The sequence below is a fragment of the Methylohalomonas lacus genome (assembly GCF_024808875.1).
GTDB lineage: Bacteria > Pseudomonadota > Gammaproteobacteria > Methylohalomonadales > Methylohalomonadaceae > Methylohalomonas > Methylohalomonas lacus.
The window spans coordinates 24,635-40,578 of sequence record NZ_JANUCT010000008.1; the positions used below are offsets into that span (position 1 = coordinate 24,635).

Below are 15,944 nucleotides of genomic sequence, written 5' to 3' on the forward strand. Positions count from 1 at the left end.
TCGTCATTGACGGCTGTCTGACGAGCGGCGCTTGTCTTTGTCGAGTTGTCTGGCCTTGGCATATTTCAGGAACACCGCCATACCGGACAGCCAGCAGAGACTAAAACCGTGGAAGCCGTCGAGAAAGCCACGGTTCAATAGATACATGCGGAAGAACCGGAATAACCCGCCGAGTACCGCCCGGCCGCCGAGTGCCGTTTTGCCGGCGACTTTCCGGGCCCCCAAATCCGAATACTGATTGATGCGGTCGATATGGTCGGCAATGCTGTCGAAGGAATAGTGCAGCAGATCGCCATCCAGAACTGAACGCGTTACCCGTTCATTGCAAACAATGTGTTCGTGTACCAGTACGTCCTGCCAGTGGCAGTGGCGCCGATCGAACAGCCGCAGCTGTTTGTCCGGGTACCAGCCGCAATGCCGTATCCAGCGGCCACAGTAGTTGTTCAGTCGCTTGAGATAGTAGGCCTGCCCCGGTTCGAAGCCCGTCTCCCTGAGGGAGAGAATACTGGCGGCCAGTTCTTCGGACAGACACTCGTCGGCATCCAGCGACAGGATGCGGTCATGTTGGCAGGCATCAACCGCCGCCTGTTTCTGTGCGCCGAAACCGCGCCAGGCAACGGCCAGAAAACGGACCTGCGGATAGTTGCGGCAGATGGCCTCGGTGTCATCGCTGCTGCCACTGTCGATGACCACGATCTCGTCAACTACACCGACCAGCGAATCCAGGCAGCGGGCTATATTGGCGGCCTCGTCCTGGGCAATGATCGCGGCGGAAATCGAGTGGTTGTCCATGTATCCTGTATCTATAAATAATGACCGGAATAATCCGGCAAGCAAACCACAGGAGCAGGTTTTGAGCAAGCCACTCAGGGTGCTGCATATCGGCGACGAGATGAACTGGCGCGGTGGCGAGAACCAGATTCGCCTGCTGATCGAGGGCAGTGCCGGCGAGAATATCGAACATCATGTCGCCTATCCGCATGGTAGCCGCGGACTGGAGCGTTTTGTCGAATGGTGTCCGGTGCTGGGTTTCGAACGCAGAAAGTGGTGGCCGATACCCGTGCAACATCTTGTTGCGTATTGCCGTGATCAGCAGATTCAGATTATCGATGCCCAGTCTTCCGGCGGCCACAGCCTGGCATTGCGGTTGAAACGCCATCTGCCGCAGCTGCGCCTGGTGGTGCATCGGCGCGTGGACAACCGCATCAAGCCGTACTGGCCGACACGCCGGAAATATCTCAATAAGCATGTTGATCGGTATGTCGCCATATCGGGCTGTATTCGCAACATACTGATCCGTTACGGCGTGTCCGGGGAAAAAATCAGTCTGGTACGCAGTGCCATCGATGCTGCTGTGTATGCGGACATCGACAGGCCGGCGGCAAAGCGCGAACTGCAGCGCGAACTGGGCCTGTACGAAAATACCGTATTGCTGGGCAATGCTTCCGCCTTTACCCATCAGAAAGGCTATGAAACCCTCATCCAGGCGCTGGCGATGCTGCCGCGCGACCTGAATTTTCATGCGGTCCTGGCGGGCGACGGGCCGCTGCTGGATACCATGAAGGAACGCGTGGCGGCCAGCAATCTGGACAGTGCGGTCACCTTCCTGGGACATCGACGCGATGTACCGAGGATTCTGGGTGGCCTGGACATACTGGCGCTGCCCTCGAACAATGAAGGACTCGGTTCGTTGCTGCTCGACGCCGGGACGGCCGGTTGTGCCCTGGTGGGCAGCCGGGTCGGTGGCATACCCGAGATCATCCGTGATCAGAAAACGGGGTTGCTGTGTCCGGTAGGTGATGCGAGCGCGCTCGCCGCCTGCCTGGAAAGGCTGATCCGCGAGCCGGCACTGCGCACGCGCCTGGTGACGGCGGTGCAGGAACATATCCGCCAGCATTTCTCCCTGGACAACATGGTCGCCGGCAACCTGCAGGTTTACCGCAGCCTGCTGGAGACTGCCTGAGGATCGGGGCCAGTCCGCTTTTATCGCCGGAGGCCTTGCAATGGCTGAAACCATGACCGAGTTGAACTACTACACGCTGGATGTATTCACCGAGCGCGTCTTCGGTGGTAATCCGCTGGCCGTGATCCCCGATGCCCCCGATCTGGATACCGGTCTCATGCAGTCGATCGCGCGCGAGTTCAACTACCCGGAGACCGTGTTCGTACGCCCGGCCGAGCATCCCGATGCACTACGTCGTTTGCGGATATTCACACCGCAAAGCGAACTGCCGTTCGCCGGTCATCCGACCATTGGCACGGCGCAACTGCTGGCCGAGATCGGGATGGCGCCGGCGCCGGCCAGTGACGTGACGGAATTCCTGCTGGAAGAAGGCATTGGCCAGGTGCCGATCACGCTACAGCATGATCACAATGGCGGCTGCTTCACGTGGCTGACACTGCCGCAATTACCCGAGGCTGGTCTGCAGGCACCGCCGGCGGCGCGTCTCGCGAATATGCTCGGACTCGCCCCGGAGCAGATCGGCGCGCACGGTATGCCGGTGCAGACTGGCAGCGCCGGCGTGCCGATGACTCTGATCCCGCTGCGCGATCGCCAGGCCCTGCGCGACTGCGTTCTCGACCTCCATTGCTGGCGCGACCTCCTGGCCAATAGCGACGCAGCACAGGTTTACCTGTTCTGTCGTGGCGATGATGCCAGCGGCGTCGATTTCCACGCACGCATGTTTGCCCCGGCGTTGGGCGTACCGGAGGATCCGGCCACTGGCGCGGCCGCGGCGGCTTTTGCCGGCTATTTATGGCATGCCACTCGCAGCGCTGGCCATTATGTGATTGCCCAGGGCGAGGATATGCTGCGGCCGAGCCGCCTGCATATTGAATTGTCAGCTGCCGGCGATCACCTGCAGCGCGTGCGCGTCGGCGGCCGCGCGGTTCGCGTCTGTCATGGTCAAATGCGCGTGTAGACGACGGGTTTTATTGCAATCCAGCAGCCGGTCGAGGTAAAAAAGCCGTTATGGTCGATGTCGTACTGAAATGTCGTTGCGGCGCCGTTCAGGGTATGGCCCGTGATGTCTCCGCGCGCAGCGTTACCCGTGCTGTCTGTTATTGCGACGACTGCCAGGCGTTTGCCTGCTATCTCGGCCGCGAGACAACAATACTGGATGAATACGGCGGCACAGAGGTCTTCCAGATGACGCCGGCGCAGATCGATATTCGCCGCGGCACGCAACAGCTGCGCTGTGTCCGTCTGACCGCCGGCGGCATGTATCGCTGGTATACCGCCTGCTGCCATACGCCGGTCGCCAATACGGTCTCGGCGCGCCTGCCATTCGTCGCCGTGATTCATGCTTTCATGGACGCTACCGGTGTACCCGACAACCATCTCGGCCCGGTCCGGTTTCGGGTACAGGGCAGACATGCCCGCGGCACTCCGCCGTATCGAACCGTCTATAAGGGCTTCCCTGCACGCATGCTGCTGCGGGTTCTGCCGCGTCTTTTGCTGGCCATTCTGCGGCGGCAGCACAGACCGACACCGTTCTTCGATGCTACGGGCAGACCGGTAGTCACGCCGCACGTTCTCGCCGCATGAAGATGTCAGGCAGGCAACGTCACTCGTCTAGCTCCGGGTAATGGCGAAATATGCCGTGCTCGCTGAACGGCAGGCGCCGTTCGGAATCGAGATAGGCGGCGATATTCGGGCGTGCCGCAACCCGGTTGTGTATGCCGATCAGACCGCGGTAGTCCGGCGCCAGCTTTTTCATATTTGCCGGAAACGCATAGTTCAGGCCGGCGATGATCTGGAATAGCGACAGATCCACGTATGAGAGTTTACGGCCGAACAGGTAGTCGCCGTTCGGCCCGTTCGTCCAGACGCGTTCAAAGTAGTCGAGGAACTTCGGTAGCCGTTCGGCCGTGAAATGTTGCGTCCGTCGGCGTGCCTCGCGTTTCTGCTCTTCATAGTAAAGGCCCACCGCTACGGGATGATGGACGTCGTGGATCTCGGCGACGAAGTCGGCGATCGTCAACTGCAGCTGATGTGCCCAGAGCCGGCCGGGCTCGCTGTCCGGCACCAGTTCCAGCCGCGGTCCCAGGTAGAGCAGGATATTGGCGACCTGGGCGATAATTTGCCGGCCGGCTTTCAGGAACGGCGGGGCGAACGGCGGACGTGTATTTTCGGGATCTTCCAGCAGCTGCATCATGGTTGCCATGCCCGCGTCGGACTCACGCGCAACATCGCGATAGTCGGCGGCGGCCGCCTCGAGTGCGAGCCGGATGAATTCACCGCGGCCCTGTATGCCGGGCCAGTAGTAGAGTTCGTAGCGCATGACGCGGTCCTCATAAAACCACGGCTCATAATCTACGCCGCATGACGGCACCATGCCACGGTCGGCGGTGGCAAGAGGGTCATCCAGCGATGGCAGCGCGGTATAGTTTTGCCGTGGTACGCTGATGCCGTCACCGAGATGCAGCGATCGTGCAGTCAGTCTCATAACTCATCAAGGAGCAGCGGCCATGCCCGGAGAGACCTCGATACAGACATCCCTGACGCAATTGCTTGATATCAAGCATCCGATCCTGCTTGCACCCATGGCCGGAATCGCGGACGGGGAACTGGCGGCAGCGGTTTCCGCTGCCGGCGGGCTGGGCATCCTCGGTGGCGGCTACGGTGATCGTGACTGGCTGGAGGCGGAACTGGCCCACCTCAGCGGCAAACCGTTCGCCATTGGCTTCATCACCTGGAGTCTGGCCAACCAGCCAGCGTTACTTGATGTTGCGCTGGCGGCTGGACCGCACGCGATCATGCTGTCGTTCGGCGACCTGGCGCCGTTTGTCGAGAAGATCAAGGCGGCCGATTGCCTGCTGATCGCGCAGGTACAGACACTGGCCCAGGCCCGCCAGGTCGCCGATCAGGGCGCGGACGTGATCGTTGCCCAGGGCACCGAGGCTGGCGGCCACGGTGCCAGCCGCGCCACGTTGCCGCTGGTGCCGGCGTTGGTCGATGCCGTGGACCCGCTGCCGGTTGTCGCCGCCGGTGGCATAAGCGACGGCCGCGGTCTGGCGGCGGCACTCATGCTGGGCGCCGCAGGGGTGCTGATGGGCAGCCGTTTCTACGTCACCGAGGAATCGGGCGCCCATCCGGTGGCCAAGGCGGCGGCGCTGGCAGCCGACGGCGACAGGACGCTGCGCAGTTCCGTCTTCGATGAGCTGCGCGGACTGGACTGGCCGCAGCCGTACACGCTGCGCAGCCTGCGTAATGACATGACCGAAAACTGGCACGGCAATCGCGAGGCGCTGGAAGCGGTGTTGCCGGCGGAACGGGCGCGCCTGCAGGCGGCCATCGAGGCGGGCGATTTCCGTTTAGCACCCCTGATCCTCGGCGAGGGCGTCGATCTCATCACCGATAGTCCGCCGGCCGGAGTACTGGTCGAACGCCTGGTGGCCGGCGCCCGGGCGCAGCTGGAACGACATGCCGGTCGCGTGGCCAGCCCGTGACCCGGCCAACACTCTGGCGAGTAGCGCAGTCAGGAAAAAACGCACCGCGGGCAGCGCGATCGCGCTGCTGGTCATGGCGCTCTGCGCCGTGTATATACGTATACAGGCCCGGAACGGATCCGGGCGGGGACGGCCATGCATAATGAAACGATCAAGGTACGGGTAACGGAAAGCGGTCAATTGCTTGATGTGCTGGTTTACAGCAAGCATGCGCATCATATTGAAGTGGTACTGGGTGAAGGTGTGCACAGTGTCCGCTGTGATCTGCTGCCCGGCCGCAACGGGCTTTTCTTTGTCGGCAACGTGATGGGTCGCGAAATTGTCTACGAACGCAGCTGTGAACAGGTACAGGCCGACATCGATCGGGCCAATCCGGCACTACGCGAATTCCGGCGGCGCTAGTTCTATTGCTTGCGCGATCAGATCGCGATCGTCGATATTGCGGTCGTCGCCATGTCCGTGTCGCTGTCCGCCTCGCCATTGATGAACAGTTCCATCCAGGTCATCTCCACCGGTCCGAAGATCGTGGCAAACGACACATCGGCGGCATCATGACCGGTGCCGACGCGTATGAACTGGTCCAGTGATACCAGCCGCGTAGCGTCGAACAGGTACCAGCGATCCTCCAGGTAAACCTCGAAGGCGGCGTGAAAGTCGGGCGGGTTGAGACCGACCACGTAGCCCGTCACAAATCGCGCAGGCACACCCAGTGCCCGGCAGAAGGCAATGCCCAGATGGGCAAAGTCGCGACATACCCCGGCCCGCTCGGTCACCGTGTTGAATGCCGAGGTGCCACTGCTGGTACTGCCGGACAGATAGACGACATTGTCATAGATCCAGTTGCAGATGCCCTGGACTCGCGAGTAACCCGGCAGCAGGTAACCGAACTGCAGTTCGGCCAGCCGCATGAGCCGATCGGATTCGCAGTAGCGGCTCGGGTACAAATAGGTCAGCACATCCAGCGGCATTACGGCATGCGGGACTTCTGCAATGACCGGGGCGGTGGAATAGTAGGGTGTTGACTCGACTGTGGCGCGATAATCGATTTCGAAACTGCCGGCGGTGGGCACATTGACGCGTAGGTAACGGCTGTCTCCCGGCTCGTAGACGTGCTGCTCGAAATCCAGTTCCGGCAGCAGGCGGATATCCTCGGACACGACCTTCTGGTGATCGTTTTCCGCCACGGCAATGTTGAACACGAAAGTCGCGGGCTCGAAGGTACGGTATTGCAGTCTGGCGCCGAGGTTAAAACGCTGCATGCGGATCGATTCTCCCCGCTGGTTGGGTGTGTTTCATCAATCAGAATACGTTAAATGTATGCCGCTGTCCGCAGCTACCGCGTCAGTGAAACAGCCACCAGCCTGCCATACCGGCGATGATGATGGCCATGCCCGCGGCACCGGCGCGCCGGCCGAGCTGCGACCCGCCTATGCCGATCGCCAGCAGAGTCTTGACGAATGTGTTCATGAACGCGGCGATCAGCAGTGCAAGAGCGGCGGTCTCGATGCGTAAATCGTTGCCCGCCATGTCCGCCAGCGACAGGGTGATCGCGTCGACGTCGGCGATGCCGGAGGCGGCCGCCAGCAGGTAGGTGCCGGTATCGCCGAACTGCTCACGCAGTACGTGCGACAGCAGCATGATCGCGGCGAGCAGGGCGGCGAAGATCAGCGCCGGCTTCAACTCGAACGGATTGCTGAGCCGGGCCTGGTCGCTATGTGCCTGGTGTTTGCTCTGTCGCCAGAACAGCCACGCACCGGTATAGGCAACGACGGTCATGACGCCGGCCGGAACCAGTAGCGCCAGCGCCAGGGGCTGGCTGAACAGGCTGCTGACGATCAGCATGCGCGGAAACATGGTTGCCCAGGCCAGCAGGATGCCGGCGGCGTAGATGTTGCAGGGCCCGGGCTGATGGCGGGCAAGCCGTGCCAGGTGCAAGGTCACGGCGGTGGATGATGCCAGACCGGCAAACAGGCCGGTGACCATGATGCCTTTTCTTGCACCGATAATTCGGGTGGCGAAATAGCCGACAAACGAGATGGCGGCGATCAATACCACCATCCACCAGATCTTGTAGGGATTCAGGGCCTGCCAGGGACCGAAACCTTCGTTGGGCAGCAGTGGCAGGATGACGACCGAGATCAGCAGCAACTTTAGCGTGGCGTGGAGTTCCTGCTTCTCCAGCCGTCTGACCCAGGCGTGCAGAGTCGGCTTCATGCCCAGTAGCAGGACGGTAATCACCGCGCCGGTGGCGGCGAGGGCCGCCTCACCCAGCATGGCCAGCGCCCCGAAGGTAAAGGTCAGCAGGCCGGCGATGACCCCGGTAATGCCAACGTCAGTGTTGTGCTGCTGACTGACGGCATGCGCCCAGCCCAGCACAACGGCGAGCGCGACAAAGGCAACGGCCAGCACGACTGCGTTGAGGTTCTGTGCCAGCAGACCGCAGACGCCGCCGAGCAGACCGATCAGCGCGAACGTACGGATGCCGGCAACGCGCTGCCCTTCGGCCTGTTCGCGATCTTTCCAGCCGCGTTCCAGGCCGATCAGTAGGCCCAGCAGCAGTGCAACGCCAAGCCCGTAAAATGGCATGTTCGCTTCCATGAATGATAGGGTACAGCAGATGTAGCATCGGCTGGTATGGACTCATTGCCTGCCCGGTGCCGGCGATGCAGGTGTCGCCGGTGCAAGCAGGCGGCGGTGACCGGTTTCGTTAATAGGGATGCAGACGGAACAGTTTATCCGTCTGCTCGCGACGCAGCGTGATGCTCAGCAGCAGCGTGCGGTTGTCCTGAAACAGGGCATCCCTCTGTTCGCGTTGCAGCGACAGAAAGCCGATATCCTTGTCGCTGTAGGTGCCGAAGCCGACATCGTGGTTGTTGATGTCGGGACTGGCCGTGATGCTGATGTTCAGACGGTCATCATCCCGATCGAGTAACGCGCGCAATTGCCGACAGTTGATCAGCATGCTGCGGCGTGCAGCATCGTCGCTATAGGCATGCACGTTGACGATGATTCCCTCCTGCAGCTGTCGGGTAAGTCGCCGGTTGCGGCGGCCCTTGTCGTCGTTGGCAAACAGTTCGATGAGGTAGTCCGGCACCGGGTTGCCGTATTGATCCTGCACATGGACCACAGTGTTCTGGTAACCGTGATAGTACGGCTGACTGCCGCGCCTGTTGCGTTTGTCCATCAGCTGGCGGGTCTGCCCGGCCAGCTTGTCGCACCAGCCCTTGAAATCGTCATCATCAACCCGTAGCGCCTCGAAGATAGTTTGCAGCGTTGCATTGCTGCGCGGGCCGCCGCCCTTGCAGGCAACCGAACTGTGATCCTCACCGTCCATGATACCGAAAGCCGTCAGGCCGTTGCAGTCGGTCAGTCTGTAGTCCGGCTGTTTCGGATCGCTGGCAAAATCGACATCGAGCCGGGCGCAGTTGAGGTTTGCGGTCGATACCCGCACGGTACCGTCGCTGCCAGGTCGGTTGGCGATTGCGGCAATGCCGCTATAACCGGTATTGCCGACCAGAACAGTGCAGAGCATGCGGCCGGGACCATACCAGGATTCGGTGCAGAACCGATCGCGTCCGGCCAGCGCGGCTGAATAGGGGCTGGCCAGTTCCAGGCCCTTGAGGATATGCGTGCCGGTCTCGAAAAGCCGCGAGCCGTGCCAGCCCTTGGTCGCCCGGCCGATCAGGCTGCGGCCGGTGTGCGCGAGCGGTGAGCCGAAGTTAGCCGGTGCCAGCATTAGCAGCCGGTGGACCGGTGCCGTGCCCGGCTCGAAATAGCGCGTCAGCCAGTCGCGGATTACCAGTGCGCCGGTGCTGTGGACGACGACGTCGACACTGCGCGGTCCGCGCGGCAGGTTGTGTTGTGTCCAGGCGCGTTCCAGTGCCGTGGCGACATCGTCGAAGGTGACCTGATCGTCCAGCGACAGGTAGTCGCCGAGGTGAATCTGTTCGATACCTTCCTGCGCAATGCCGGCGGCAACCAGTCGCCGCACCAGCGGTTTGAAGGAATCGGACCCGTCGCTCCATCCATGTATAATGACCAGCATGGCCGCCCCCTTCGCCTGTGTGCTCGACTCCAGTGCCGTATTATGGAGTGTAGCCTAATCGTCCATCACTTTATCAGTGTTGATGAAGGTTGAGTGCTTCGCGGAATACGGTTATACACGTTCATCGCTCGGGCAGGATTATCGGGTCAGCGATCCGGCATGAGCCAGCGCGGGATCCATTGAACAAAGGCCACCATGCCGAACAGTTCAACCAGCGATTGAAAGACGATGACCACCACGGCAGCGCGAAAGGTATCAGGCGCGGCCAGGGCAAGCGGCAGCACGACGAAGGAGTTGCGGGTGCCGAAACTGAAAGCCAGCGTCCGAGCGGCGCGAACGGATAACCGAAACCAACGCGCGAGCAGCTTGCCGAGGCCGGCCGCGGCGATGAGATACAGGGCAAACACCAGCAGCAACTGAGCGAGCAGATTGCTCAGTTCAAGGACGATGCCGATTTGTGAACCGGCGATCAGGAATACCACCACGGCCAGTAGCGGCACCGGCAGGATCCCCAGATCCTCGACCAGGCGTTTGCCATGATGACTGCGCTCGACAATATATTCCGTGAGCCAGGCGAGCATCAGCGGCAGCAGAATCAGGCCGGAAAACGCGGTCAGCAGGTGCCCGCCGAGGGCCAGTTCGATCGCCGGCGTGCCGATAAACAGCCACAGGTATACTGGCAGCAGCAATAATTGCGCGACCAGCAGCAATGGGGCAGCGGCGATGGCGCGCGGCGCATCGCCCCGGCCGAGATAGGTGAAGCTGATGAACCAGTCGGTACAGGGCACCAGCAGTACCAGCAGAACGCCGAGCTGAATGGCGGGTTCGGCAGGCAACAACAACCGTAACAGGCCGACAATCAACGGTATGCACAGGAAATTGCCGACCAGCAGTGCGGCGATGAAACGGCCATCGCGAAAGGTCATTGTCAGGCGCGTGAGCGGTACCTGGGTGAAGGTGACATAGAGCAGCAAGCCCAGTGCCGGCCACAGCAGGAATGCCCCACTCTGTAGCGTTGCCGGCGCGACTGTACCGGCGACCATACCGGCCAGTATCGCCGCCAGGTAGATCCATGCCTGCTGACGTTCGAGGGCTGCGCGCAAGTGTTGTATTCCGGATTTAAGCCGTTGCTCGATCAGCAAAATAGCATGATGATGCTGGATGGAGTGAATGGGCCAGCCCAGTCGCACAGCCAGCGGCTGGTGCACTTGTATCAGGCACCTATAGACTGATCGAGTGTGTTAATGATCCGTAATTCTGGTTTGTGGGGTGATCGGCTTCATCAACGCAGCACGGCCAGAGGCGAGTGCTGCAGGACTTTCCAGGTACCGGCCAGGCCGGCCAGCAGTACCACCAGCACGCCGCCGCCGAGGCCGATGACCCAGATGAGCGGGTTGAACTCGAACGGAATGTTCAGCACCTGCGTGGCCAGCAGCCAGCTGGCCAGCGTTGCGGCCAGGCCCGACAGGGTACCGGCGACCAGGCCGATCACGGCGAACTCCGCTGCCAGGCCGCGCAGGATCTGCGCGCGGCTGGCGCCCAGGGCGGTCAGCAGTGCGGTCTCGTAGCGCCGCTCGTCATGGGTCGACTGCATGGCCGCGAACAGCACCAGCAGCCCGGCCAGCAGGGTGAAGCCGAAGACGTATTCCACCGTCTGGATCACCTGTTCCATGATCTTCCTGACCTGGGTCAGCAGGGTGTCGACGTCGATGACGGTGGCGCTGGGGTATTGTCGTACCAGCTCGTTGAGCGCGCTTCGATGCTCGGCCGGCAGGTAGAAGCTGGTGATGTAGGTTGCCGGCTGATCGTCGAGCACACCGGGATTGGCGACGACGAAGAAGTTGACGTTGAACGAGTCCCACTCGACCCAGCGCAGGTTGCGCACCTGGCCCTGCACCGTTTCCCCGGCGATTTGATAGGTGAGCGTGTCGCCGATTTCAATGCCCAGCGTATCGGCGATGCCTTCTTCCACCGAGAACCAGTTCTGATCGGTGCCTTCTTCCGGCCACCAGCGGCCGGCCTCGAGTTTGTTGTCGGCCTGCAGCTGTTCCGCCCACGACAGGTTGAACTCGCGTTCGGCGAGTCGCCGGGCGCGGCCGTCCGGATAGTCCTGCTCGGCGTCGATCTCGGTGCCATTGATGGCCACCAGACGGCCGCGCACCATCGGATAGAGGCTGGCATCGACGCCGGCGCGCTGCTTCAGAAAGGCGCTGACGCCCTGCACTTCATCCGGCTGCACGTTAATCAAAAAGTAGTTCGGCGCGTCGTCCGGCACGCGCTCGCGCCAGCCGTCGAGCAGGTCGGCGCGCACCAGGGTGAGCAGCAGCATCAATGTCAGACCGAGGCCGATGCCGAGTACCTGGGCGGCGCTGCCGCTGGCGCGGCGCGCCACGTTGGCCAGGCCGAAGCGCCAGGAGATACCGACCCGGGCGCGCAGCCGGCTCAGGCCCCGGATCAGCAGCCAGGCACTGCCGGCCAGCAATGCGGCGCCGGCCAGCAGACCAAACAGGGTATAGAGGCTGAGTTTCGGATCGCCGCTTTGCCACGGCAGCAGCGCGGCGAGCGCGGCTATGGCGAGACCGTAGACGCTGACGGTGCCGAGCGAAACGGGGCCGAGATCGCGGCGCAGCACGCGTCCCGGCGGCACGCTTTTCAGGCTATAGATTTGCGGCAGGGCGAAGCCGAGCAGGGTAATGAGGCCGATGGCCAGGCCGATGAATACCGGCAACGGTCCGGCAGCCGGTAACGGCCCGGCGACCAGCGCGCCCATGAGCGCGGCCAGCCCGTGCTGTGCCAGCCAGCCGATGCCACAGCCGATGAGACCGGCGATCAGGCCCAGCCAGACAAGCTGCAGGGTATAGCTGGCGAGGATGAAGTTCTGCGTCGCGCCGAAGCAGCGCAGAATGGCGCAGTAATCGAGGTGCCGGGTTACATAGCGCCGGGTTGCCAGGGCGACGGCGAGTCCGGCCAGGGCGACGGCGACGATCGCGGCCAGACCGAGGTACTGCTCGGCGCGATCCAGCGCGGTGCGCAGTTCCGGCCGGCCCTCGCGCACGTCCTGGATTTCCAGGTCGTCCGGCGCGCTGGCCGCCAGCCAGTCGCGCATGCGCTCGACCGCTTCCAGTGGTCCGGCCAGCAACAGGTGATAGTCGAGCCGGCTGCCGGGCTGGATCAGTTCGGTGGCCGGTATGTCGGCGAGGTTGATCATGGCGCGCGGCGCGATGTTCAGCAGGTCGCCGCCACGATCCGGTTCATAGGTGAGCACGCGGCTGACGGTGAACGACTTGGCGCCGATATCGACGCGATCGCCGACAGCCAGCTCCAGTGCCTGCATCAGGCGCGTGTCCAGCCAGACGTTATCGCGCGCCGGGATCTGATCCGTCTCGTACTCGTCGCCGAAGAGTTGATCGGCGACCCGCAGCCTGCCGATCAGCGGATAGGGTGCGGCGACGGCCTTGAGTTCGGCCAGCAACAGGTCGTCATCACTGCTGACGGCGCTGCGAAAGGTCAGTGTTTCGGCGTGGCTGAGACCGGCGTCGGCGGCGCGCTGTTTGATCGTATCGGCAATGGGATCAGCGGATTCCAGGACCAGGTCACCACCGATCAGTTCGCCGGCCTGGCTGGCCAGGGCGCGGCTGATGCGGTCGGTGAAAAAGCCGACGGCGGTGCTTGCCGCCACGGCGATGACCAGCGCCGCAGCGATCAATCGCAGTTCGCCCGCACGCCAGTCGCGCCGCAGCGCATTCCAGGACCAGCGCGGAATCATCCCTGGATGCATCATGCCAGCCGGCCGCCGCTGAGCGTGAGTTGCCGATCGCAGTCGCCGGCGATGCCCGGATCGTGGGTGACCAGCACCAGCGTCGTGCCGCGTTCACTGTTGAGATTGAACAGCAGGTCCATGACCTGGTGGGCGGTCTTCTGATCGAGGTTGCCGGTGGGTTCGTCGCCGAACAGGATGTTCGGGCTGCCGGCGAAGGCGCGTGCGATGGCGACGCGCTGCTGTTCGCCGCCGGACAGCTGGTTCGGGTAATGCCCGGTGCGCGCGGCCAGACCGACCTGTTCGAGTTCGTGTTCGGCTTCGGCGCGGGCATTGCCGTGACCGGCCAGTTCCAGTGGCAGCATGACGTTTTCCAGTGCCGTCAGGCTCGGCAGCAGCTGGAAGGACTGAAACACGAAGCCGACCTGCTGGCCGCGCAGTCGCGCGCGGCCGTCTTCATCGAGACTGTTGAGGTCGGTATTATTCAGCAGTACGCGGCCACTGGTCGGTGTATCGAGGCCGGCGAGCAGGCCGAGCAGCGTTGATTTGCCGGAACCGGAGACGCCGACGACGGCGACCGTTTCGGCGCGCTGGATGCCGAGATCGATGTCGGCGAGAATATCGAGATGGCCGCCGGGCCCCTGAACACGTTTACCGAGATTTTCCGCTCGGATAATGGTCTCATCAGTCATGCTGAAAAATCTGCTCCTGTTATTCGTGCTGTTGTCTGCGATCGTGCTGACCGAGGCGACTGCTGCAGCGTCAGCCGACGCGTCTGAACAGCGCACCATTCTAGTGCTTGGCGACAGTCTCAGTGCCGGTTACGGTATTCCCATGGATGAAGGCTGGGTAGCCTTGCTTGAACAGCGGCTGGCCCAGCAGGCGGAAAACGCAGGTTACCGATACCGTGTGATCAACGCCAGCATCAGCGGCGACACTTCGCGCGGCGCGCGCAGCCGTCTCGACCGGATACTCGAACGCCACAAACCTGATGTGGCGATCATTGAGCTTGGCGGCAATGATGGCCTGCGCGGCATCCAGCCGGATGAAATGCGCCGCAATCTGGCCGTGATCATCGAGAACCTGCAGGACGCGGGCGCCCGTGTCGTGCTGGTACCGATGAAAATGCCGCCCAACTATGGCCCGGCCTTCACGAAAAAGTTCGAGGCGGTCTACGAGCAACTGGCGAACGAGTATGATCTCGTGCTCAGCCAGTTTATCCTCCATGACATCGCTGAACATCCCGAGCTGATGCAGGAGGATGGTATACACCCGACCGCCGCGGCGCAGTCGCGCATGCTGGCCAATATATGGCCGGTGCTGAAGCAGATACTGCCGTTGCCTGACGCTGCCAATAATCAATCGACCGAGCCATTATGAAATACTGCAGTCAGTGTGGTGCCGTCGTTGCCCTGAAAACGCCGCCGGCGGATAACCGGCCACGCTACATCTGCGACAGCTGCGAAACCATTCATTACCAGAATCCCAAGGTTGTTGCCGGTTGCCTGGTCGAAGCCAATGACGGTCGCATCCTGCTGTGCCGGCGTGCAATCGAACCGCGTTACGGTTACTGGACACTGCCGGCCGGTTTCATGGAACTGGGTGAGACCACCATCGAGGCGGCGCTGCGCGAAACGCTGGAAGAGGCCGAGGCCAGGGTGCAACTCGACGGCCTGTTTGCGGTGTTCAATCTGCCGCACGTCGATCAGGTCTACATGATGTTCCGCTCGCGGCTGCTCGACGGCCGATTCGGCGCCGGCGACGAGTCGCTGGAAGCCAGCTTGTTCAGCCAGGACGCCATTCCCTGGCAGGAACTGGCGTTTTCAACGATCTACCATACCCTGCGGCTGTACTACGAAGATCAGGCGCACGGCCGTTACCGCGTGCATACCGGTGATATTATCAAGCTTGATGAAGGACGCTACGAATTACGCAGTGGTCCAGCGGTATGATAGCCACTAATCAGTAGCTATAGTGTCGCTGTGTTCAAGCGCCTGCAACGGTTCCATGACGTCATCGGCGGTGAGTACCATGAATGTGCCCAGTGGCACGCCGGCCTCCTTAAGCATGACCGCCGTCCAGCGATTACAGTTGTTGAACGCATGAAACAGTCCGGTAGCGGCGAAGAAGCGGCTGTTACCGTAGAGCCCCTGGCCGATCTCGATAATATGATCGTCATTATCGCGACTGAAACTGTCGGCAATCCGCGCGATCATCGCCCGGTAGCCCGCTTCGCTGACTGTCAGTTCGACCACCTGCCCATGGCGGAAGTAATCGCCCGGCATGCTCGGCAGGGCGACCACATGCAGGGCTGAAGCCGTTGGCAACAGCCCGGCACGCAGCGTCAGCCACAGATTGCCTTCACCCGCTTGGTAGAAACGCCGATCGCCCCAGCCGATTTCGTACCAGCCGGTGGCGTCCGCCGCCGGGAAATGATCCTCCAGAAAAGCCAGCGCCCCGGGCTGCCGGGCCGGAATGACGATGCCGGTATGCCAGCCGTGGCTGACGACGTAGATCGTCACGTCCGGTGCTGCAGTTCGGTCCGTACGCGGTTCGGCCGCGCCGGCACAGCCGGCCAGCAGCGACAGCAACAATGGCCCGATCAGGTGCCGGCCGTGTTTGAGTATCGAATGCATGCGCTTTACGGGAACCTCGTTCGCCTGTCAGGGTTCCTAGTAAAATAATCATAAC

General features: G+C 62.1%; 16 protein-coding genes. 7 read left to right on the plus strand and 9 right to left on the minus strand.

The window, feature by feature from the left end:
• Nucleotides 1-3: 3 nt before the first annotated feature.
• On the minus strand, nt 4-792 hold the full coding sequence (locus J2T55_RS06865) for a glycosyltransferase family 2 protein (protein ID WP_259055081.1): 789 nt from the start codon (nt 790-792) through the stop codon (nt 4-6).
• 61 nt (nt 793-853) lie between these two features.
• On the opposite strand from J2T55_RS06865, the gene J2T55_RS06870 reads away from it, so the two are divergent.
• The 3 genes from J2T55_RS06870 to J2T55_RS06880 are packed head-to-tail and all read left to right on the plus strand — an operon-like array spanning nt 854 to nt 3,547.
• Nucleotides 854-1,963, plus strand: coding sequence for a glycosyltransferase family 4 protein (locus tag J2T55_RS06870; RefSeq protein WP_259055083.1), 1,110 nt, complete (start codon nt 854-856; stop codon nt 1,961-1,963).
• 40 nt (nt 1,964-2,003) lie between these two features.
• On the plus strand, nt 2,004-2,921 hold the full coding sequence (locus tag J2T55_RS06875; protein WP_259055084.1) for a PhzF family phenazine biosynthesis protein: 918 nt from the start codon (nt 2,004-2,006) through the stop codon (nt 2,919-2,921).
• A 50-nt stretch (nt 2,922-2,971) separates the two neighbouring features.
• Complete coding sequence (locus J2T55_RS06880) at nt 2,972-3,547, plus strand: DUF6151 family protein (RefSeq protein ID WP_259055086.1); 576 nt, start codon at nt 2,972-2,974, stop codon at nt 3,545-3,547.
• A 19-nt stretch (nt 3,548-3,566) separates the two neighbouring features.
• On the opposite strand, the gene J2T55_RS06885 is transcribed toward J2T55_RS06880, so the two are convergent.
• Nucleotides 3,567-4,283: a glutathione S-transferase gene (locus J2T55_RS06885; protein WP_259055273.1), complete on the minus strand. Its 717-nt coding sequence runs from the start codon at nt 4,281-4,283 to the stop codon at nt 3,567-3,569.
• A gap of 187 nt (nt 4,284-4,470) precedes the next feature.
• On the opposite strand from J2T55_RS06885, the gene J2T55_RS06890 reads away from it, so the two are divergent.
• Both J2T55_RS06890 and J2T55_RS06895 read left to right on the plus strand, forming a co-directional pair.
• A complete protein-coding gene (locus J2T55_RS06890) occupies nt 4,471-5,451 on the plus strand; it encodes an NAD(P)H-dependent flavin oxidoreductase (RefSeq protein WP_259055087.1) in 981 nt (326 codons plus the stop codon).
• Nucleotides 5,452-5,586: 135 nt separating this feature from the next.
• Complete coding sequence (locus J2T55_RS06895; protein ID WP_259055088.1) at nt 5,587-5,853, plus strand: hypothetical protein; 267 nt, start codon at nt 5,587-5,589, stop codon at nt 5,851-5,853.
• A 17-nt stretch (nt 5,854-5,870) separates the two neighbouring features.
• Here the strand turns inward: J2T55_RS06895 and J2T55_RS06900 are convergent, their stop codons facing one another.
• The 6 genes from J2T55_RS06900 to J2T55_RS06925 all read right to left on the minus strand — a co-directional run bounded on the left by J2T55_RS06900 (nt 5,871) and on the right by J2T55_RS06925 (nt 13,945).
• Nucleotides 5,871-6,710 (minus strand): transglutaminase-like domain-containing protein, encoded by an 840-nt coding sequence (locus J2T55_RS06900; RefSeq protein ID WP_259055090.1) that lies wholly within the window; start codon nt 6,708-6,710, stop codon nt 5,871-5,873.
• 82 nt (nt 6,711-6,792) lie between these two features.
• Complete coding sequence (locus J2T55_RS06905; RefSeq protein WP_259055092.1) at nt 6,793-8,037, minus strand: MgtC/SapB family protein; 1,245 nt, start codon at nt 8,035-8,037, stop codon at nt 6,793-6,795.
• Nucleotides 8,038-8,158: 121 nt separating this feature from the next.
• Nucleotides 8,159-9,496, minus strand: coding sequence for an esterase/lipase family protein (locus tag J2T55_RS06910; protein WP_259055094.1), 1,338 nt, complete (start codon nt 9,494-9,496; stop codon nt 8,159-8,161).
• A 146-nt stretch (nt 9,497-9,642) separates the two neighbouring features.
• A complete protein-coding gene (locus J2T55_RS06915) occupies nt 9,643-10,599 on the minus strand; it encodes an arsenic resistance protein (RefSeq protein ID WP_259055096.1) in 957 nt (318 codons plus the stop codon).
• Nucleotides 10,600-10,778: 179 nt separating this feature from the next.
• Nucleotides 10,779-13,277: an ABC transporter permease gene (locus J2T55_RS06920; RefSeq protein ID WP_259055098.1), complete on the minus strand. Its 2,499-nt coding sequence runs from the start codon at nt 13,275-13,277 to the stop codon at nt 10,779-10,781.
• Nucleotides 13,274-13,945 (minus strand): ABC transporter ATP-binding protein, encoded by a 672-nt coding sequence (locus tag J2T55_RS06925; protein WP_259055100.1) that lies wholly within the window; start codon nt 13,943-13,945, stop codon nt 13,274-13,276. The genes J2T55_RS06920 and J2T55_RS06925 overlap by 4 nt, the downstream gene beginning before the upstream one ends.
• On the opposite strand from J2T55_RS06925, the gene J2T55_RS06930 reads away from it, so the two are divergent.
• Together J2T55_RS06930 and J2T55_RS06935 are read left to right on the plus strand one after the other, a co-directional pair.
• Nucleotides 13,944-14,633: an arylesterase gene (locus tag J2T55_RS06930; RefSeq protein WP_259055104.1), complete on the plus strand. Its 690-nt coding sequence runs from the start codon at nt 13,944-13,946 to the stop codon at nt 14,631-14,633. The two genes, J2T55_RS06925 and J2T55_RS06930, sit on opposite strands and share 2 nt — an antisense overlap.
• Complete coding sequence (locus tag J2T55_RS06935) at nt 14,630-15,205, plus strand: NUDIX hydrolase (RefSeq protein WP_259055106.1); 576 nt, start codon at nt 14,630-14,632, stop codon at nt 15,203-15,205. Before J2T55_RS06930 ends, J2T55_RS06935 begins: the two co-directional genes overlap by 4 nt.
• Nucleotides 15,206-15,211: 6 nt before the next feature.
• Here the strand turns inward: J2T55_RS06935 and J2T55_RS06940 are convergent, their stop codons facing one another.
• Nucleotides 15,212-15,889 (minus strand): TIGR02117 family protein, encoded by a 678-nt coding sequence (locus J2T55_RS06940; RefSeq protein ID WP_259055108.1) that lies wholly within the window; start codon nt 15,887-15,889, stop codon nt 15,212-15,214.
• Nucleotides 15,890-15,944: the final 55 nt, after the last annotated feature.